The following is a 20,555-nucleotide window of genomic DNA, read 5'->3' on the forward strand; positions in this document are numbered from 1 at the left end:
GCGCGGTAGCGCGCACCGGAGAGTACGGAACATAGCCTTCACCAGCGGGAACAGGACGAGTTCCCAAACCAGCAAAAAAGTTAAATCCCGCAGAGAGTAATTGGGAACAACTTTTGACGCTTAATGGGGAGACGATTAAGAGCCCCACTCTGAGGTGGGGCTCTTAACGGTTGACGCTCTGGGCCCTGTTTCATCCCTAGCTTTCGCAAATAATCCTAAGCACGCGAGACCATCTTTGCGACCACGAAACGAAAAGCCGGCGCCCGAAAACTCGGAGCCGGCCTTAATCGTTGAACGTTAGTTGTTCAGCGGGCGACGCGTGGTGGCCATGGCCACTGCACGGTCGTGGTTTTCCTGACGCGCCAGGACCTTGGCTGCAGCCTCAACCTGACGGCGGCCAAGCTCGTCCTCGTCCGCAGTGCCTTCACCGGCGTAGACGGAGGCGAGAGCCTCGCCGATCGCCTTGTCGGTGTCGGAGCCTTCGGTGTACTCAAGGGTCTCAGTGGTCAGCGGCAGCTGTGCCTCAGCGGGGGCGGAGTAGCCCTCGGCGAGCTTCTTCACCAGGTCCAGTGCGCCTTCAACAACGTGGTCCGGAGACTGGATGAGCTGGTCATCCTTGCGCCAGAAGTCGATGTTGATGGCCGGGACCGGCTTCACGGTGCCCAGCAGTGCGTCGAAAGCAACCTTGTGCGGGTTCGGCACACCCAGGTCCACCAGGCGCTCCAGCAGGCGCACCGGGCCGGACCATGCCGGGAACAGGCCAACGTTGCGCTCCGGGAAGCCAACGCGGGTTTCCGCGTGGATGACGGAAGCGTCGGTGTGCAGGAGGATCTCCATGCCGCCACCGAGGGCAACGCCACGGACAGCGCCAACGACTGGGTACGGGGCGCCGCGCAGTGCGCGGAAACCGTCGATGCCCTGCTTGATGGTGCGGGCCAGCTCCTCGTTGTCACCCTCCGGGCCGGAGAGCTTGGCCAGGGTGCCCAGGTCAGCGCCGGCGGAGAAGGCACGCTCCTCATCGTTGGCAATGACAAGGCCCTTGATGTCCCACTCACCAGCGTGAGTGAGCAGCTCAGTGACATTGTTGGAATTGGAGTTCATCGGGGTCTTGTACACGAAGACACCGAAGCCGGCGTAATCACCATCGGTGAGCTTGTATACCGAAACGTCAGCGTTGCCAGCGATCTCCTCAGCACCAGCGACCAGGTCAGCGACGCGAATGACGCCTTCGCGGGCCGGCAGGTCAGTCAGTTTACCGTCGGTACCCAGCACCTTGCCGTCGGCATAGAAGCCACCGGCGGTCTGGGCGGAGGCGAGGAGGGCCGGGACATCGTCGAAAAGCGATGCAACATAGTCCAACCCGATGGAATCAGCGAGCTGGAATGGGCCCTGCTTCCAGCCGTAGCCGAGCTGCATGGCGATGTCGATCTGGTCGACGGAGTCTGCGATTTCCGGTGCGGTATCGCAGCAGTACTTGATGAAGACCTTGAAGACTTCCTTCGCGTAGTCGCCCTCAGGCGTGCCGGACTCCATGAGCTCCTTGGCGTCCTTCGGCACAGTGAAGGACTCCTTCGGGCGGTAATCGCCTGCAGCAAAGTCGTAGACCTCATCGCGACCACGGAAGAAGCCGGACTCGGCGGTACGGCCGGTGAAGCCCTTGTCCAGCAGGGTCTTGAACTCATCGCGCTCCACGATGTTGTAGTCGTGGTACGCATCCGACTGGGGCAGGGCCTTCAACAGGGAGCCCCAAATGCCCGGGACGAGCTGGATGCCCACGTAGTCGAAGAGGCCGAAGATACCGGTGCGCGGAACGCCGAACGGGCGGCCGAAGGCGACGTCTGCCTGCTCTGGCTTGATGCCCTGATCAAAGGCGGTCTTGGCACCAGCGGCCATCCAGAAGTTACCAATGCGGTTAGCAATGAAGCCCGGGGTATCGCGGCAATCCACCACCACCTTGCCCATCTGACGCTCCAGCACGTGGTGCATCTTCTCGTTGACCTCAGCGGAGGTGTCTGGGCCCTCAACGTACTCCACCAAGCGCATCACGCGCGGCGGGTTGAAGAAGTGGGTGATGGAGAAGTCGCGCTTGAACTCATCCGATGCCTCGCCGAGCAGAACCTCGAGCGGGATGGTGGAGGTGTTCGACGACACTGGGGTGCCCGGCTTGCGGTGTGCGTCAACCTTGGCAAAGGTGTCGCGCTTGACGTTGATGTCCTCGAAGACAGCTTCAACGATCCAGTCCACCTCGCCGAGACGATCCAGGTGGTCCTCGGTGTTACCCGGGGTGACCAGCTTGGCGTACTCGGGGCGCTGGAAACCGTAGCGCTTGATCTGGGTGTCAATGCCGTTCTGGGCGCGAGCATTACGCTCATCGCCTTCAGCACCCTCCACCGGCAGGTCAAGGAGGTGAACCTTGATGCCAGCGTTGGCCATGTGCGCGGCGATGCCAGCACCCATGGAGCCAGCACCGAGAACAGCTGCGGTCTTGATGTCATTTACTGCCATGTTTTAAACCTCCAGAACGAGTGCGATGCCCTGGCCGCCACCGATGCAAGCGGTGACCAGGCCGTAGCCACCACCAGCGTTCTTCAGCTGGTGGATGAGCTTGGTGGTCAAAATGACGCCGGTGGCGCCGATTGGATGGCCGAGTGCGATAGCGCCACCCTGGATGTTGGTCTTCTCATTATCGAAGCCGAGCTGGTCAGCAACAGCGATGCACTGCGCAGCGAACGCCTCATTGGACTCAATCAGCTTGATGTCCTTCAGGTCCAGGCCAGCCTTTGCCAGTGCCTTCGGCACAGCGGCAACCGGGCCAAGGCCCATCGTTGCTGGGTCGCAGCCAGCGAGGCCCCAAGAGACAACTTTGGCCAGTGGCTCCAGGCCGAACTCCTTCAAGCCGGACTCAGTGGTCATGACGGTGGCCGCCGCCGCGTCATTAATACCGGACGCGTTACCAGCGGTGACGGTGCCGTCCTTCTTAAAGGTCGGGCGCAGGCCGGCGAGCTTCTCCAGCGTGGTCTGGCGCGGGTGCTCATCGGTGGTGAACTCGCCAACCGGAACAATCTGGTCGGCGAACTCGCCGTTAGCAATCGCGGCAGCAGCACGCTCCTGGGACTGCAGCGCATACTCGTCCTGGCGCTCGCGGGAAATGCCGAACTTCTCAGCGATGTTCTCTGCGGTGATGCCCATGCCGCCGTTGCCCATTGGGTCCGTCAGTGCACCGGTCAGCCAGTCAATCAGACGACCGTCTCCCATCTTGCGGCCCTGACGCATGCCATCGACGGAGTACGGCGCCTGAGACATGACCTCCACGCCACCAGCGATGGAGAGCTTCGCATCACCCGTGATCAGCTGCTGTGCAGCGGAAATGATGGCCTGAACACCGGAGCCACACAGGCGGTTCACGCCGTATGCGTGGGAGCTCTGCGGCATACCGGCCTCGAGCGACACAGCGCGGGAGGTGTAGTTGTCGCGCGGGATGGTGGTGACAACGTTGGCCCACACAGCAGAATCAAACTGGTCGGCGGAAACGCCGGAAGATTCGATGACAGCCTTGGCAAGGTGGGTGCCAAGGTCAATGGTGGCCATGCGGGACAGCGAACCGCCGAACGTGCCAATCGGGGTGCGCTTGGCCTGGGTAATGTAAATCGGCTCAGACATGGATCTCCTTTATAAATTGTGCTGGATTACACATCGCCACAATTATAGGGAAGATCACACTGGAGTATCGAACCTCAATCACTTTTCTTCAGCTAGGTGCCTGCCCAGCTCCGAGTTACGCACCCAAGTGCTGCGTGACCAGCAGGCCACGGCGCTGGCGTTCCAAAATGTCTGCGCGCATTTTCACGATGAGGAACCACACGATGCCGAACATCACGCCCACTGCACCGACAGACCAGTGGATGAAGAACCCCGGAATGATGAGTGGGACTTGCAGCGCAAGATCAAGCCATAGCGCCCACGGGCGACGCTGGATGAAAGCCACGAAGAAGTGCACGAGCCCCATCACGGTGATGAAGACCCAGTTGAAGGTGGTCCACAATTCGCCGTCGTTAATCTTCAAGATCACGGTGAGGCACAGCAGGATGGTGATGGATTCCATCACCAACGTGCCCGCCAACACACCACTGAGTCCCTTAATCGGATCTTTGACGGGGGCGGCACCGGGGCCCAGCGGGCCCATTTCAACTCCAGGCTTCATTTTTTCCCTTGACATGGGGCCATCGTATCCGGGGTTGGTGCTGAAGTTCACTCCGCATCTCTCACCTGAGCCCGTTTCGGGGCGGCCGCTGCAAAAACGATCAGGGGGAGGGCAAGAATGAAGGCAACCGCAGTCCACCACATACTGATCCCCATGGACGGGACCACCTGCAAAAGCGTGAGCAACCAAGCTAAAGCTGAGAGGACATAGATGTTGAGAGTCTTCTGCAGGAGGTAATTCACATCGCGGTCCACTCTCACGGACTCGTTGATGCCGGGAACCCCGAGTTTTGTGCGTAATCCGACCGGTATGCCAATCACTGCGTCAAGGGTTTCTGCCTGGCTGATATAGGAATTCATACGAAATCTGTCTTCGTCCGTAATCGCCATCGCCCGCGCAATGATTGAATGTTTGCCGTAGCGGATTCGCACCAAGTCCGTCTCCTCAATCCCCAACGATGTCATCGAATCAGGTGACAGACGTACCGCTGCGCGGGATTCATCGATGTCATACGGACGCACAACCCGCAGCATGTGGTCCCGTGAACCCACATACTTTTGCGCCACCCAGTACCAAATGCGACGAAGCCTGGCAAAGCGTTTGCCACGAGTCTTTGCTCCCGCAAAAAGCGAAGACTCTGGTTCCTGGACAAGTGGAGTGATGCAAATGGTGAAGAAATGAGCCTGTTTCAACGCCCGCATAATCGTCTGCATCTCTGGGTAGAGCAAACCGTCCGACCGCACGCGCGGCCACCCACCATCTTCAGCGGTGTAGTAACCGTCGATGACCTTTACAGCCTCAGGCGTCAGAGTGCCATGAAGGAGCTCCTCAAAATCAAGTGGCGGGTACAACCGCAGAAGAATGCGCTGGTACCGGGAGAGTTTGATGGTCCCTTCAGGCTCACTGCCTTCCGGATAGGTTGAAATCTCCTTCCGCGACACAATGAACGAGCATTTCGTTGCGGGACATGTGACCCGGTAGTGATCAGCTTTGGGGAGGCGGGCGAACGCTTCCGGTGCGATCTGCACCGTACGTCCACGAACAATGTCTGCACCCTGGACCCCGTAGCGCGTGAACACCTCTGCTTGTAGTGGAGTGAGTTTCTCCAGTTCCCCCGAAGTCAAGCTACGGGACACATCCCGCACGCGTTTTCCGGCCTGCGCACCACTGCCTACTGGCCCCTTCACCAGCCGTACTACCTGCGTATCGTTCAACAGCGCTGGGTGATAGTCCCTGAGACCTTCCCACCCTTCCCAGTCCGCTTCAATGACGATGGCATCAAGTGGATAGCGCCCAAATTCTAATTTCTTGGAGCTGAGTTGAAGGTGGCGTTCAGGCAGGTACATTTACTTCTCCTCGGCCACGCGCACAAGGTAGTCGATGACATGGCTTGCCACATCAACCCCCGTCGCTTTAGCCAATGTGACAAACTGCGCGTTTGAATTGACCTCCCCAACGAGGGGTTGCCCGGACGCAGGCTCCAGGAAATCAACAGCCGCGATATCCAGGCCCAGTGCATCCATTGCTCGGCGGGCAACATCCACGTGCTCGGCGGGAGGGTCCCACGGCTCCGCCTTCCCGCCTCCCGTGATGTTCGCACGGAAGTCCCCGTCCGAACCAAAGCGACGCATCCCAGCGACAGCCTCGTGCTCCACCATGTACAGTCGCATGTCGCGCCCCGCGGATTCCGCAATAAACTTTTCGACGATCACCGGTGCCGGATACGCCTCCATCACCACGCGCACGAGATCAGAGCGGTTGTGCACCACAAAAACGCCACTCCCCCACGATCCAACCGCGTGTTTCGCCACTGCCGGATACCCCAGCTGCGACTCGACAGCAGCAACGAAGTCACTGTTTTCCCACTCTTGGGCCGAAAGCGCCCGGTATGCCAAAGGCGCAGTGATAGTGGCCGGATGCGCGATACCCGCGCGGGTCAAGGCCGCATGGGTGTACGCCTTGTTATCGCACAATGCAATCGCTTTAGCAGTGTTCACAGTCCGGACACCGAGCGCTTCCAGTTGTGCGACGGCTGCGACGTCCTTGTCCATCACCAGTGCGACGTCCGGGAGGTCACCGTCAAGGTGGGACACAACCCAGTCGGTAGAAACGCGGGAAAGATCGAGGACCCCCTCCGCAGCGGCGAGGAGATGGTCGAACTGGAGCTCAAACTTGTCCCACTCCAACCACTCGTTGGTGATCAGCCATCCCCGCTTCACCGCTCCTCCTCGTTCGCTTCGCGTGGGAGCTCGGCGGGCAGGCGGGACACGATCTTTTCAAGGGCCTGGCACACGACCTCGCGCTGGGAGTCCCCCACCAGAGCGCTGTTGATCTCAATTTGCACGTATGGAATGCCAGTCCGCCGAGACACGTCCGAGGAGACGCGGTATTCGCCCATGGCGGGGAAGATTTCGTCGACAAGCACGGGGATGCCCACCGCATTGAATTCGGTGACGACGATATCGCGGAACCCCCACAAGCGATGAATATTCCTCCCCCTACCTGTGCCCAGAATGATCTGATCTTCCCGCTCCGAGCTCATTTGGTGCAGGTCTATCCCGGCGCGAATGCCAGTTTCAGCGACCAGCGCAACAGCCTGATCCCGGAAAGGACTGGATTCATCAGCATTCGGATCCACCGTGTCTTCATCCGTCTTGATCAGAGCAGTCGCACCACATCGTTCGGCAAGCTGCTGCGCTAACCATGCTGTGGCTGGCTCAGCAAATCTCATCTTCCCGTCACGTTCATGCGCAACCGCGTGCGGTGCAGTCACGAGAACCGGAAACTGCCCCTCAATGAGCTGATGAGAACCCATGCTTTATCCCCCCTACTTCTTGTGGTGTGTGGCGAAGTACGCGCGGGCTTGCCCAGCTGTTGCCACCGAACCAGTCACAACCACTCCGGCGCCGTCCTCACTGTGTTCTTCTGCCAGTTCCATACTCAGCTCAATCGCGGCCCCGAAATGCTCTTCCACCCTGACCCGATCATCACCAAAAATCTCATAGGCAATGTCCACAACATCAAACGGATCGGCTGCCCGCGAGGAGCTGTTGCGGGTGAGCACGACCTCGCTGACCACCGGTTCTAATTCCGTGAGGAAAGCCCGGATGTCCTTGTCGGCGAACACGGAGATCACCGCGATAACCGAGGCGAAGTTGAAATCGCGCTTCAGGGTGTGGGCGAGGCTGCGGGCGCCGTGGGGGTTATGGGCGGCGTCGATAAGCACTGTGGGCTCCGAATGCACGCGCTCAACGCGCCCTGGAATCCTCACTTGCTCAAACCCGGCGCACACAGCAGCGTGATCCAACTGGGAATCCGCCGTTGCGCCGAAGAACGCCTCGACAGCAGCAAGCGCGAGTGACGCATTGGCTGCTTGGTGGGGACCGGACACCGGCAAGAAGATGTCGCTGTACTCCCCGCTGAGCCCTTTCAATCGCAGCTGTTGGCCACCAACTGCCAAAAGCGATTCAGCGACGTTGAATTCCGTACCTTGGCGGGCAACAGCGGAGTTTGTTTCCACCGTGCGTTCCAGAATGACGTGCAGCGCCTCTGGGTCTTGCTCAGCCACAATTGCAATATTCTCTGCGGGCCCAGAGCCCATCGGGTCACGTGGTTTGATGATGCCGGCTTTGTGCCCAGCGATCTCCGGCAGCGTGTCCCCGAGGAAGTCCGTGTGATCAAAACCAATTGGGGTGATCACCGCCACCTCAGCATCAACCACATTCGTGGCATCCCACGTGCCACCCATGCCCACTTCGAAGACGGCAACCTCCACCGGCGCGTCGGCAAACGCGGCGCATGCCATGCCCACGAGCAGCTCGAACCGGCTCATCGGGGCCTGTCCCTGCGACACGAAATGTGCGTCCACCATGTCCACATACGGTTCGATGTCGCGCCACGTTTCTACGAAGCGGGTTTCGGAGATCTCCTCACCATCGATCTCAATACATTCCGTGATCCGCTCAAGCTCCGGCGAAGTGAAAAGGCCGGTGCGCCGGTTGAAGGAACGAAGCAGGGACTCCGTCATGCGTGCCACGGACGTTTTACCGTTGGATCCTGCAACGTGGATGGCTGCGAATGATTCCTCAGGGGACCCGAGGTAATCAAGCAACATTTCCACCCGATCGAGGCTCGGGTTGGGGTCGCGGGCACCAGCCCGCGCATCAAACAACGCGACCACATCGGCGAAGTCTGGGTGAGCCCCCTCCGCAGGTGCTACGGCGGGTTCCTCTCCCCCATCCTCCTCAGCGTTGGTGGGCGTGCCGCTTCCGTCGAGATGCAACGTGAATCCGGTGGAGGTCATCTCCAAAGGACCGAACTCGGTGAGGCGCTGATCTTCGCCTTCATTAGGCAGGTTACCCACTACTTCGCCTCCGGCAGCCCTTCAAGGCGGGCGGTGAGGCGCTCGGCTTCCTCCTGCGCAATCTGCTGGCGGGCCTTGATCTTCTCCACCACTTCAGCAGGAGCATTGGCCAGGAAGTTCTCGTTGCCGAGCTGCTTGCCAGTGGTGTCCAGTTCCTTCTGGGCTGCCGCGAGTTCCTTCTCCAGGCGCTTGCGTTCCGCCGCAATGTCCACGGTGCCGGAGGTATCCAGCGCCACGTCCAGGGTGACGGTACTTAGACGCATCTCGACGCTTGCCGACGCCGTGAAGTCAGCACCCGGCGCCTCCACCTTCGCGATGGAGCGAACCATGTCCTCCTGGCCAGCCAGATCAGCCGCAGCGAAATCAATCTGGGCCGGAACCTTCTGGGAGGGCTTCACACCCTGGTCAGAGCGGAAGCGACGCAGCTCGGTGATGAGCTTCACGGCATCCTCGATGCGGCGCTGCGCTGTCTCATCCACATCTGCCCCACCATTGGTGTCCTCAGCAGTCGGCCACGGCGCCAGGCACAGGGAGTCCTTCTCCGTCAGCGCCTTCCACAGCACCTCGGTGACAAACGGCATGGTCGGGTGGAGCAGGCGCAGGACCACATCAAGCACGCGACCAAGCACGATCTGGGTGGTACGGCCACGCTCCTGCTCCTCGGGTGTCGCTTCAGCGGCATCGCGCGGAATCTGGGTCTTGGCAATCTCCAGGTACCAGTCGCACAGCTCATCCCACGCGAAGTGGTAGAGCTCTTCGTTGGCCTTGGAGAACTGGTAGTCATCGAGAAGCTTATCGACGTGCCCCCGCACCGTCTCCAGCCTGTCCAGAATCCACCGGTCCGCGTCCGTCAATGCGCTGCGCTCAGGCAACGCCCCAACCGCCGCACCATTCATGAGCGCGAACTTGGTGGCGTTGTACAGCTTGGTGGCGAAGTTACGAGCAGATGCGGCGTTATCATCGCCGATCGGCAGGTCAATGCCAGGATTAGCACCGCGTGCCAGGGCGAAGCGCAAAGCGTCCGCACCATAGTCGCGCACCCAATCCATCGGGTCGATGCCGTTGCCCAAAGACTTGGACATCTTCCGCCCCTTCTCATCACGGACGAGGCCGTGGAGGAAGATGTTCTTAAACGGTACCTGCGGACGGCCCTGGCCGTCCGCACCATCTGTGCCAGCACCAAGGACATCGGGCGTCTCGGTGCCGGCGAAGGTGCCAAACATCATCATGCGGGCAACCCAGAAGAAGAGAATGTCGTAGGCGGTGACCAGCACCGTCGTTGGGTAGAACTTCTCCAGCTCCGGTGTCTTGTCTGGCCAGCCCATCGTGGAGAACGGCCACAGGGCAGAGGAGAACCAGGTGTCCAAAACATCTGGGTCCTGCTCGTAACCTGCCGGTGCTTCCTCGTCCGGGCCAAGGCAGATGATGTCGCGCTCTCCGTTTTCATCTTCCGGGCCGTACCAAATAGGAATCCGGTGGCCCCACCACAGCTGGCGCGAAATGGTCCAGTCGTGCATGTTATCCACCCAGTCGAAGTAGCGCTTTTCCAGGGACTGTGGGTGGATAACGGTATCGCCCTTGCGGACAGCGTCACCGGACATGCGGGCAAGCTCATCCACCTTGACAAACCACTGCAGGCTCAAGCGCGGCTCGATCGGCTCGCCGGTGCGCTCAGAGTGGCCAACGGAGTGGACGTACGGGCGCACTTCCTTAACGATTCGACCCATCCGTGCGAGTTCTTCACGAACTCGCACGCGGGCCTCGAAGCGATCCAGACCATCAAACTGGGTACCGGTATTAGCAATGTGGCCGGTCTTGTCCATGATGATCGGCATGTCCAAGTTGTGGCGCAGGCCCATCTCATAGTCATTCGGATCGTGCGCTGGGGTGATCTTCACCGCGCCGGTACCCAGCTCCATATCCACGTAATCATCAGCGATGACTTCAAGCATCAGATCATCACGGAAGGGGTGCGGGAACTTCTCGCCGATGAGGTGCTGGTAGCGCTCATCATCCGGGTGGACGGCAATAGCCACATCCCCAAGCATCGTCTCCACACGGGTGGTGGCAACGATCAGGTGTGGTTCATCGTCATTCAGCGAGCCGTAGCGGATGGAGACGAATTCGCCTTCCACATCCTTGTACATGACCTCGATGTCGGAGACCGCGGTCTCCAACACTGGCGACCAGTTGACCAGGCGGTAATCGCGGTAGATCATTCCTGCGTCGAAAAGCTGCTTGAAGATGGTCACGACAGCGCGGTTCAGACCATCATCGAGCGTGAAACGCTCCCGCGACCAATCAACGGAATCACCAATCGCGCGCATCTGCGACGTGATCGTGCCCCCGTATTTTTCTTTCCACTCCCACACGCGCGAAATGAATTCCTCACGGCCGTAGTCGTAGCGGTCTTTGCCCTCTGTCTCCTTGAGCATGGCCTCGACCTTGGTCTGCGTGGCAATGCCGGCGTGGTCCATGCCCGGCAGCCACAGGACCTCATAGCCCTGCATGCGCTTACGGCGCACAAGCGAATCCATGAGGGTGTGGTCCAGCGCATGGCCCATGTGCAGCTGACCGGTCACATTCGGTGGCGGCAGCACGATCGAGTACGCGGGCTTATCCGACGACGGGTCCGCCGTGAAGTAACCGCGGACTACCCAATCATCATAAATGCCCTGTTCAAGCTCCTGCGGCTCCCAACTCTTGGGCAGGCTATCTGCCCGGTTGACGCCGATGAGGCTCTCATTGAATGCGCTAAAAGTCCCGGAAGTGTCAGTCACGGTTAGATAGTTTAACGCGGGCTGGTTTTCCGGGACTCGTCGATAAGCAAAAAGCCCTAGAACAGGCGGTCCGCGATCGCTGCCTCCTCGCGCAGGGCCTCCACATTCGCGTTGATGCGTGCACGCTGGAAATCAGTCAGCTCCAGGCCTTCCACAACGGACCAGCGACCATCGCGGGCGATAGCCGGGAAGCCGAAGACCAGGCCCTCGTCGACGCCGTAGCTGCCTGTCGACGGCACCGCCGTCGTCGCCCACTTACCTTCCGTTCCAGCAACCCAATCACGCATGTGATCAACAGCTGCGGACGCCGCGGATGCAGCGGAAGAACGTCCACGGACCTCAATGATCTCCGCACCACGCTTAGCCACACGCGGGATGAACTCATCGACGTACCACGCCTCATCCACCAGATCCTTCACCGGCTGGCCATCCACCGTGGCATACGCGATATCCGGGAACTGGGTGTCCGAGTGGTTGCCCCACACCGCGATGTTCTCAAACTCGCTAGAGTGCTTGCCCAGCTTCTGCGACAGCATCGAAATCGCACGATTGTGGTCCAGACGCATCAGCGCGTTGAAGTGCTCCGCCGCCACATCCGGTGCCGCTTTGTTAGCAATGTACGCATTCGTATTCGCCGGATTACCCACCACGAGAACACGCACATCATCCGCCGCATGGTCATTGATTGCGCGGCCCTGACCAATGAAGATCTTGCCGTTGGCCTGCAACATGTCAGCGCGGGACTCACCCTTACCGCGTGGCTTCGCACCTACGAGAAACGCTGCGTTCGCGCCATCAAAAGCCTTCGCCGCATCATCTGTCACCGTGATGTTGCCCACGCGCTCCAGCGCGGAATCAGACAACTCCATGGCAACACCTTCGGTGCTAGCCACATGGGCTGGCACCTCCAGCAACGCCAAGTCAACAATGGTGTTAGGGCCGAAGACTTCGCCTGCGCCGATGCGCCACAGCAACGAATAAGCGATGTTGCCGGCAGCACCGGTGACAGTTACTTTGACCTTGTTGGGTGTGGTGGTCATATCTCCTCCTAGAGGTTGGGCAATGTTGGGTGATGGTGTGCCGTTTCGGAGACCGTGCGTAGCCGCATACCCCCGAATAGGCGCATCCGGACCATCTGCATGCTCCATGCTACCCCCGAAACTCTAGGGCTTTTCCCCATCCAGTGCCCCACCTTGCGCGGTACAAGCGACAAATAGGCCCACTGTTAGGCACGATGAACAGAAGTGGAATTGGTTGAGCACAAGACCACAGAAGAAAAACCACGGAACGAAAAGCCACCGGACATTGCACGGACAAAGGACACGAACGTGACGGAACTTGGTGTAGGCGGCAGCCACCCCGACGGGATTGAACCCACGGGCCCAGTCTCCCCCACTGACGCGGCCGAGGGCGCAAACAAAGCTGACCTCGATCGCGCTATCACCGTTGCCATGTCTCACTTTGCCCAGGAAGGCTATGCAGCCACCAGGCTGGATGCGATAGCCAAGGAAGTGGGCATGTCTAAACGCATGCTCCACTACCACTTCGGGGACAAGAAGGAGCTCTATCGCCGTTGCCTCGTCCACGCCGCGTGGAGCTTCTCCCCACCACAGGATTTCTTAGAGCGCTCCTACGCCGCACCCGTGGAAGGCATCCGCCGTTTCGTCGATGCGCTTCATCACGGCATGGTGCAAAACCCAGAGGCCATTCGTCTGCTGTTGCGGGAGAACCTCGATCCGGTGCTCACTCCCGGTGAAGCCACCTCACTACGCGGTGAGTCCGAGGTGATCCTTCAACTGGAACGCCTTCTGCTCATGGGGCAGGACGTTGGCGCCTTCCGCCCAGGCATCAGCGCTGCGGATGTTGTGGTGCTCATCGCCTCCCTGTCCTTCTTCCGCACGAGCAACCACATCACGATGGACGAGTTCAGCTCCATCAACTTGCTCAGCCCCGCCAACACCGAAGGCATGCGGCGCCTCACCATTGATGCCGTGCTGACATTCCTCACATCCAACATCCCCGACTCGGGCTACGAGTCCTACCTCACCCACACCACTGGCACCCCGCGTGCCATTCACTCCGATGATGATGGCCACACGAAGGACTACCTCTCAGGCACCTCCATCGCCGAGCCGCTTATCGACGACATTTACGACGACGACCTCGAACCCTCCGGCGAATAAAAACCGCCGCGGTGTGCACCCAAAGGTGCGTGCCACGGCGGTGAGTTAAACGAGCTGTTTAGCCCTCAATCTCCTTGACAGGGATCTTGTCAATGAAGCCAGCCAGGGAGGTCAGCCCCAGTTTGCGTAACACGTCAGCAGCAAGCGCCTTGGAGAACTCTGCAGCGGTCTTTCCTGCCTCTGGGTTCGGCGCTGGGCGCAGCTGAGTTGCGATGGCAACGTAGTAGTAGTTCTCATCATGAGCCGTGCGCATATCCCAGCGGACGTTATTCAACCAGTCACCGCCCATACCGGTCTCCGGGTTGAAGATGTTGCCCTTGTGCTCCGTACCAACACCAAGGTCAACGCGGTAGAAGTACACCACCGTCTTCTCATCAGCCTGGTATGCGAGCATATCCACGCCTGCGAGGTCCTTGTTCGGCTTCACTGCCTGGCTGAAGTCCAGGGTGTCCCGCGCCTCAAGCTCCTGCTTTGCAATAGCCGGCAGGCCACCACCGGCGAAACGAACCGAATGGTTCTGAATGCTGCGCCCCACCAGCTCCGTGTTGAAGCGCTGCTCCTTGATACCAATCCGAACCTTCGTCAGACCAAGCTGCTCCTGGCGGGACGGGCCCTCCGGCGGAGTGGTCGGCTCCGTCAGAGTCGGGCGTGGCGCCATGGTGGTCGTCGGCGTGGTCGTCTCAGTCTCCACCGGACCAGACGGCAACGTGGGCATCTCGGTCGGCTCCGGATCCTTCGTTGGCGTCGGCTTCGGTGTCGGCTTCGGCGTCGTAGTGGTAGGGGCGGAAGTCGGGGTGTCCTTCGTCGGAGTCGGCTCCGGAGCCTCCGGGGTGGCTGTCTCGGAGGTAGAGGGCTCCGTGGTCTCTTCGGTGCCGAGGTTCGAAGAACCATTTCCGTCCTTCATCCCAAAGGTGAGGCCGAGGACGAGAGCAAGGATGGAAAGAAGGCCTACGGCTGCACCAGCAATCTGCTCGAGCCTGATCTCACCGACACCAGGAATGTTGATAGTTGGCATGAGAGTCCTTTCAGACACAGGAAAACATTCAACGGAAAGTTAACACACCAAAATTAAAAAAAGAAGCGCAGACTCAAACTGCGCTTCTACAAAATCTGGGAGAGCCTCTCACCAGAGGATCTAGGCCGACTTCTTCGTATCGTGCAAAACGTATTCTGGGCTCGCCCCTGAATCAATAACCGCCTTGCCAATGACTACTTCACGGACATCATCACGGTCCGGCAGGTCATACATGATGGGCACGAGCGTCTCTTCCATGATCGCCCGCAGACCACGGGCACCAGTTCCACGTTCAGCAGCCTTCTTCGCCACCGCATGCAACGCAGCATCCGTGAAACGGAGCTCCGCACCATCCATCTCAAACAGGCGTTGGTACTGCTTCACCAAAGAGTTCTTCGGCTCCGTGAGCACCTTCACCATGGAATCCTCATCCAGGTTCTCCACCGCCGCCAAAATCGGCAGACGACCAATGAACTCTGGGATCAAACCAAACTTGACCAGATCCTCCGGCTGCACCTTCGACAGCATGTTCGCCGCATCACGCTCCGAAGCTGAATCAATCTCCGCTCCGAAGCCAATGCCCTTCTTGCCCACGCGCTCCGCAATGACCTTATCCAGACCATCAAAAGCGCCAGCAACCACAAACAGGATGTTGGTGGTGTCTAGCTGAATGAATTCCTGGTTCGGGTGTTTGCGCCCGCCCTGCGGCGGAACAGAAGCCACGGTCCCTTCCAGGATCTTCAGCAGCGCCTGCTGCACACCCTCACCAGAGACATCACGCGTGATCGACGGGTTCTCCGACTTCCGGGAAATCTTGTCCACCTCGTCGACATAGATGATCCCGTTCTGCGCACGATTCACATCAAAATCAGCCGCCTGGAGCAGCTTGAGCAGGATATTCTCCACATCCTCACCCACGTAGCCGGCCTCCGTCAACGAGGTCGCATCCGCAATGGCAAAAGGCACATTCAGCATGCGCGCCAAGGTCTGCGCCAAGTAAGTCTTACCGGAACCCGTCGGACCCAGCAGGAGGATGTTGGACTTAGCAATCTCCACGTCCTCGTCGTTCTTCCGAATGCCGTCCAGCTCCGTACGGACACGCTTATAGTGGTTATACACAGCAACAGCAAGCGTGCGCTTAGCCTGATCCTGGCCAATCACATACTGGTCCAAGAACGCCGTGATCTCCGACGGACGCGGCAGCTTCGCCTCATCATGCTGCTCCTGCGCCTGGCTGCCAGCGAGTTCTTCCTCGATAATCTCGTTACACAGCTCAATGCACTCATCACAGATGTACACCCCGCCACCGGCGATGAGCTTGCGCACCTGTTTTTGGCTCTTGCCACAAAAGGAGCACTTGAGCAGATCGGAGCTATCTTGCGTAACCGCCATTATGTGTCTCTTCAACCCTCGCTTGCTGGATTTCTAACTGTATAAACGCTACCCCACCCACGCGAGATTCCCGCTAAGTGGCGGGTGGGCGGGGCAAACGGGGCTCGTCGATAAGCAAAAATGCTCACTCCGAACTGTATCCGCTCCCACGACCCCACATCCACTAAGGTGGGCGCGAACGAAGCCCACGAGTTTTAGCGAGCAACCTTGACCATGCACCGCACCTTACGCGCCGCTGCACTCGCCACTGCCCTCCCCCTAGCACTAGCGGCGTGCTCTGAGCCCGATTCCATCGCCGAACCGGAACTGACTGCACAAGCCCCCAGCACCTCTGAACAATCCTCCACCACGGTGAGCACCATTGTTGAAACGGTGTCAGAGGAAGAATCCTCCGAACCAGAAACCCCCGCCACCGGCCCATGTGACTGGAAACCATCCGAACAAGGTCAACCAGGCGAACTCGTGTCCATGTACTGCGACGGTACACACGCATCCATCGGCACCTACGCCTCTGACCACGTCCAATACCTCTCCTGGGACGGCACCGACTGGGTGCCCTTCGAAAAATCAGGCACCACCTACACCGGCTTCGCCTGCTACGACACCGACGAAGCCAAACGCCAAGGATTCCCCGCGCAGATCATTGAACGCATGATTGAGTGCGACTAGCGCGCACAGCCGGATAGCAAGAAGGCCAAGCTACAACCAGCTTGGCCTTTTCTTTTGTGAAAGCTCGAGCGTTTATGCGTTGAGCTTGCGGTAATCAAACACCTGGTCAATGATGCCGTACTCAACGGCCTCTTCGGCGGTGAGAATCTTGTCACGGTCCGTGTCAATACGCACCTGCTCAGGGGTACGGCCGGAGTGGCGGGCGAGAGTCTCCTCCATGAGACGACGCATACGCTCAATCTCTTTCGCCTGGATCTCCAGATCAGAGACCTGGCCGCGGGTACCCTCCGTTGCCGGCTGGTGAATGAGCACACGAGAGTTCGGCAGAGCAGCGCGCTTGCCGGGCGCACCGGCAGCCAGAATCACCGCGGCAGCAGACGCTGCCTGACCCAGGCACACCGTCTGCACATCGGGGCGGACGTACTGCATCGTGTCGTAGATAGCCATCAACGAGGTGAAGGAACCACCCGGGGAGTTGATGTACATGGTGATATCACGGTCCGGGTCCTGGGACTCGAGGACAAGCAGCTGCGCCATGATGTCATTCGCCGACGTGTCATCCACCTGGGTACCCAGGAAGATAATGCGCTCCTCAAACAGCTTCGAGTACGGGTTCGTTTCCTTCGTGCCGTACGAGGACTGCTCAATGAAGCTCGGCAGCACGTAACGGGAGTGAGGCATCTGGAAAGACATTATTTTCTCCTTAAATTCTGTGTCTGCCGGTTAGTTGCTGATGCTGCCCTGGGCGCTGGAGATCACGTGGTCGACGATGCCGTACTCACGTGCCTGCTCCGCCGTGAACCAGCGGTCACGGTCAGAGTCCTTGGTGATCTGCTCAAAAGTCTGGCCCGTGTGCTCCGCAATCAGACGCGCCATTTCTTCCTTTGTCTGCGCAAACTGCTCAGCCTGAATAGCAATGTCAGCTGCAGTACCGCCCACGCCTGCCGACGGCTGGTGCATCATAATCCGCGCATGCGGCAACGCGAAACGCTTACCCTTGGTGCCGCCGGAAAGCAGGAACTGACCCATCGATGCAGCAAGACCCATGCCGTAGGTAGCAATGTCGCACGGGGAGTACTTCATCGTGTCATAAATAGCCATACCCGCCGTGACAGAACCACCTGGGGAGTTAATGTACAGCGAGATATCCCGCGTCGGATCCTCCGCGGAAAGCAGCAAGATCTGTGCGCAGAGCTTGTTAGCAATCTCATCGTCCACTTCCTGGCCCAGGAAGATAATGCGCTCGCGCAGCAGGCGCTCGTAAACCGAGTCACCCAAATTCATACCGGCTGCTGGCGTAGTCATGCGGTGTACTCCTTATCCTCAATGCATGTGCGTTGTTCTTGTAATAACGCCCCACCCTAGTCGCGGATTCCCGCCATGTGGTGCGTGTTCGCTGACAGCGTGCAGGGGCTCACGAAAGACCGCGAGCCCCTGTACTGACACATTCGACCCCGGGGCGGGAGTTTCCTCCGGCCATCCGGGGTCGTTGCATTTTGCAAGCGCTGACGCGACTAACTCCCGTCAGCTGCCTTAAGCGTTGTCTTCCTCATCGAGCTCACCGAAGTACTCGTTCGGGTCAATGTCCTTACCCTCATCGTCCTTGACGGAGGTACGGGAAATAGCGGCGGCCAGAGCCTTGCCGCGACGGACGTCGGCGAACAGGTTTGCAACCTGGCCGGACTGCTGCAGCTGCATGATGAACTGGTTCGGGTCCATGCCGTAAGACTGTGCGGTGAACAGGATGTGGTCCGTCAGCTCCTGCTGGGAAACCTCAGGCTCCTCCTGGTCAGCAACAGCGTCGAGGAACAGCTGGGTGCGCACGGAGCTCTCAGCGTTCTCGCGGGACTCCTTCTCAAACTCCTCACGAGTAGTGCCCTGCGCCTCAAGCAGCTGGGCGAAAGCGTTCTCGTCGTGCGCCAGCTGGCCCAAGATCTGGTGGAGCTGGTTGTGCACCTGCTCATCCACCACTGCCTGTGGCAGCTCGAACTCGGTATTCTCCAACGCAGCCTTGAGCACCTCATCACGGATGGCTGCTGCCTGCTCCGCCTTCTTGGACTCCTCAAGCTGAGTCTTGGTGGACTCGCGCAGCTCCTCGACAGTGTCGAACTCAGACGCCATCTGAACGAATTCCTCATCCAGCTCCGGCAGCTTGCGCTCCTTGGTCTGCTGGACAGTGACCTTGATGGTGGCCTCTTCGCCCTTGTGCTCGCCGTACTGGATCTCAGAGGTGAACTCAGCATCCTCACCGGTCTTGAGGCCCTTCACAGCCTTGTCCAGACCCTCGATCAGATCGTCGCGACCAATCTCGTAAGAAATGCCCTCAGTCGAGGCCTCCTCAACCTTCTCACCATCAATCGTGGCTTCAAGGTCAAGAACAGCGAAGTCACCCTTCTTCAACTTACGACGAGTGTCCTTCAGCTCACCGAAACGCGCACGCAGGTTATCCAACTCAGCATCCACTGCCTCGTCATCAACCTTCAGAGCCGGGACAGTAACGGAGATCTTGGAGAAGTCCGGCACCTCAATCTCCGGACGGATATCCACCTCAGCGGTGAACTCCACAACGTCATTGTCCTCAATCTTGGTGATGTCAATCTCCGGCTGACCAATAACCTTCAGGTCATGTTCGGTCACGGCAGCCTCATAACGCGTCGGCAGCATGTCATTGACCACCTGCTCGAGGATGGGGCCGCGGCCAAATCGCGCGTCGATGAGCTGGCGAGGAGCCTTGCCACGACGGAAACCTGGAATATTGACCTGCTGAGCAATTGCCGCGTATGCCTGGTCAATTTCCGGGCCGAGCTCCTCAAACGGCACGGTCACGTTCAGCTTCACGCGAGTGTCGCTGAGCTTGTCCACAGAAGTCTTCACGGAAATTCTCTCCTGGCTAGATTGCGTAATCGTTCTAAGAATTAAAAGGGACGCGGATGGCGTCCCTTTGTCGGGGCGACAGGATTTGAACCTGCGACCCCCTGCTCCCAAAGCAGGTGCGCTACCAAACTGCGCCACGCCCCGTAAGGTGACCGCAAGCCTACCGATGAAGCACCGGCTTGCTCACGGGAAACGATTCTAGCGTGACCTAAAAACATCCGTTTCATTGGGGGCCGAGTTCTCTCTAACCACGTACAACCAGGAATCTTCTCGCAGGAAAATGGGGTGCAACGAATAACTCCCGCCGCTCAAAAATGCTCAGCTGCACTCTTCGTTCGCCGTTTTAAGCTCGTATACAAGGCTCTCAATGAGCGCCTGCTGCTTGGAGGTCAGGCCGGTAATATCGACGAGTCTTCTGTTGTCCTCTAACGACTTGAAGTGAGAAAGATCAGGCCATTTCTCAATCGGTACATCTCCCACCATGAGGAGCTCTTGGGGGTCTCCGTCCAGTATGAGAGCTAGTTTGACCGCGTTTTCTGGCGTGAGCGATACGCGCTGTTTGCCGTTATTCCATACACCTTTTTCGATCTGGATGACCCACTGGCGACTTTTGCCCATCTTTTCCGCCAAGTCCTCTTGTGTCATTCCGAGTATGGAGCGCTGTGAGCGGACAAGGTTCCCCAGGCGTGTGTTTGGCGATGCAGACATGACCTAAATAGTACGTACATCCCCATAAGGATTGAGGGTTGAAGGGTCCGCGCCCCTTGACCGCTAACCAACCCGACAACAACACATAACCCCCGCTAGACCACACTGAACTAGCGGGGGTTACTCTTTGCCGGTAGCAGGTGCATGCAAACCTGCATGACCACCACGGAACAACAGCCAAAAACATGGCCTGACCTGGAGGGAATGACGGGAATCGAACCCGCGTCTTCAGCTTGGAAGGCTGAGGTATTAGCCACTATACGACATTCCCAGCTGCGCAAAGCGCGCTCAAAAGCATATCTCACCACACGGCCCCCTTCAAAAAGGAACTCTTTTCAGCCCCGATTCGTTGGGAAAGCAGTTGACCATC

17 protein-coding genes and 2 tRNA genes are annotated in these 20,555 nt (G+C 59.0%); 2 read left to right on the forward strand and 17 right to left on the reverse strand.

The features are described from left to right. Positions 1-297: 297 nt before the first annotated feature. From QP968_RS09130 to QP968_RS09170, 9 genes are all read right to left on the reverse strand, one after another. Positions 298-2,505, reverse strand: coding sequence for a 3-hydroxyacyl-CoA dehydrogenase/enoyl-CoA hydratase family protein (locus QP968_RS09130; RefSeq protein ID WP_284856095.1), 2,208 nt, complete (start codon positions 2,503-2,505; stop codon positions 298-300). A 3-nt stretch (positions 2,506-2,508) separates the two neighbouring features. After that, positions 2,509-3,660 carry an acetyl-CoA C-acyltransferase gene (locus QP968_RS09135; protein WP_284856096.1) on the reverse strand — a complete coding sequence of 384 codons (1,152 nt, stop codon included), beginning with the start codon at positions 3,658-3,660 and terminating at the stop codon, positions 2,509-2,511. A 115-nt stretch (positions 3,661-3,775) separates the two neighbouring features. Beyond that, positions 3,776-4,201, reverse strand: a complete 426-nt coding sequence (locus QP968_RS09140; protein ID WP_284856097.1) for a DUF4233 domain-containing protein — start codon at positions 4,199-4,201, stop codon at positions 3,776-3,778. A 47-nt stretch (positions 4,202-4,248) separates the two neighbouring features. Further along, positions 4,249-5,547 carry a hypothetical protein gene (locus tag QP968_RS09145; RefSeq protein ID WP_284856098.1) on the reverse strand — a complete coding sequence of 433 codons (1,299 nt, stop codon included), beginning with the start codon at positions 5,545-5,547 and terminating at the stop codon, positions 4,249-4,251. After that, positions 5,548-6,420, reverse strand: coding sequence for an ATP-grasp domain-containing protein (locus tag QP968_RS09150; protein WP_284856099.1), 873 nt, complete (start codon positions 6,418-6,420; stop codon positions 5,548-5,550). After that, positions 6,417-7,016, reverse strand: a complete 600-nt coding sequence (locus QP968_RS09155; protein ID WP_284856100.1) for a hypothetical protein — start codon at positions 7,014-7,016, stop codon at positions 6,417-6,419. The genes QP968_RS09150 and QP968_RS09155 overlap by 4 nt, the downstream gene beginning before the upstream one ends. A 12-nt stretch (positions 7,017-7,028) precedes the next feature. Then, the gene (locus QP968_RS09160; protein WP_284856101.1) at positions 7,029-8,564 is read right to left on the reverse strand and encodes a bifunctional folylpolyglutamate synthase/dihydrofolate synthase; all 1,536 of its coding nucleotides are present in this window, start codon (positions 8,562-8,564) and stop codon (positions 7,029-7,031) included. Further along, positions 8,564-11,344, reverse strand: a complete 2,781-nt coding sequence (locus tag QP968_RS09165; protein ID WP_284856102.1) for a valine--tRNA ligase — start codon at positions 11,342-11,344, stop codon at positions 8,564-8,566. Before QP968_RS09165 ends, QP968_RS09160 begins: the two co-directional genes overlap by 1 nt. 56 nt (positions 11,345-11,400) lie before the next feature. Continuing rightward, a complete protein-coding gene (locus QP968_RS09170) occupies positions 11,401-12,384 on the reverse strand; it encodes a malate dehydrogenase (RefSeq protein WP_284856103.1) in 984 nt (327 codons plus the stop codon). A 288-nt stretch (positions 12,385-12,672) separates the two neighbouring features. On the opposite strand from QP968_RS09170, the gene QP968_RS09175 reads away from it, so the two are divergent. After that, a complete protein-coding gene (locus QP968_RS09175; protein ID WP_284856104.1) occupies positions 12,673-13,527 on the forward strand; it encodes a TetR/AcrR family transcriptional regulator in 855 nt (284 codons plus the stop codon). A gap of 58 nt (positions 13,528-13,585) precedes the next feature. Here the strand turns inward: QP968_RS09175 and QP968_RS09180 are convergent, their stop codons facing one another. Next, positions 13,586-14,542, reverse strand: coding sequence for a hypothetical protein (locus QP968_RS09180; RefSeq protein WP_284856105.1), 957 nt, complete (start codon positions 14,540-14,542; stop codon positions 13,586-13,588). Positions 14,543-14,662: 120 nt separating this feature from the next. Continuing rightward, positions 14,663-15,934, reverse strand: a complete 1,272-nt coding sequence (gene clpX / locus QP968_RS09185; RefSeq protein ID WP_284856106.1) for an ATP-dependent Clp protease ATP-binding subunit ClpX — start codon at positions 15,932-15,934, stop codon at positions 14,663-14,665. A 213-nt stretch (positions 15,935-16,147) separates the two neighbouring features. Between clpX and QP968_RS09190 the strand changes: the two genes are divergently transcribed. After that, positions 16,148-16,603 carry a hypothetical protein gene (locus tag QP968_RS09190; RefSeq protein ID WP_284856107.1) on the forward strand — a complete coding sequence of 152 codons (456 nt, stop codon included), beginning with the start codon at positions 16,148-16,150 and terminating at the stop codon, positions 16,601-16,603. 72 nt (positions 16,604-16,675) lie between these two features. On the opposite strand, the gene QP968_RS09195 is transcribed toward QP968_RS09190, so the two are convergent. From QP968_RS09195 to QP968_RS09220, 6 genes are all read right to left on the reverse strand, one after another. Then, positions 16,676-17,296: an ATP-dependent Clp protease proteolytic subunit gene (locus QP968_RS09195; RefSeq protein WP_284856108.1), complete on the reverse strand. Its 621-nt coding sequence runs from the start codon at positions 17,294-17,296 to the stop codon at positions 16,676-16,678. 30 nt (positions 17,297-17,326) lie between these two features. After that, on the reverse strand, positions 17,327-17,908 hold the full coding sequence (locus QP968_RS09200) for an ATP-dependent Clp protease proteolytic subunit (RefSeq protein ID WP_284856109.1): 582 nt from the start codon (positions 17,906-17,908) through the stop codon (positions 17,327-17,329). Positions 17,909-18,136: 228 nt separating this feature from the next. Beyond that, complete coding sequence (tig, locus tag QP968_RS09205) at positions 18,137-19,477, reverse strand: trigger factor (protein WP_284856110.1); 1,341 nt, start codon at positions 19,475-19,477, stop codon at positions 18,137-18,139. Between the two features lie 70 nt (positions 19,478-19,547). After that, a tRNA-Pro gene (locus QP968_RS09210) sits at positions 19,548-19,621 on the reverse strand. Positions 19,622-19,795: 174 nt separating this feature from the next. After that, positions 19,796-20,185: a helix-turn-helix transcriptional regulator gene (locus QP968_RS09215; RefSeq protein WP_284856111.1), complete on the reverse strand. Its 390-nt coding sequence runs from the start codon at positions 20,183-20,185 to the stop codon at positions 19,796-19,798. Positions 20,186-20,381: 196 nt separating this feature from the next. Then, a tRNA-Gly gene (locus tag QP968_RS09220) sits at positions 20,382-20,456 on the reverse strand. Positions 20,457-20,555: the final 99 nt, after the last annotated feature.

The organism is Corynebacterium sp. MSK041, from assembly GCF_030232265.1.
Classification (GTDB): Bacteria; Actinomycetota; Actinomycetes; order Mycobacteriales; family Mycobacteriaceae; genus Corynebacterium.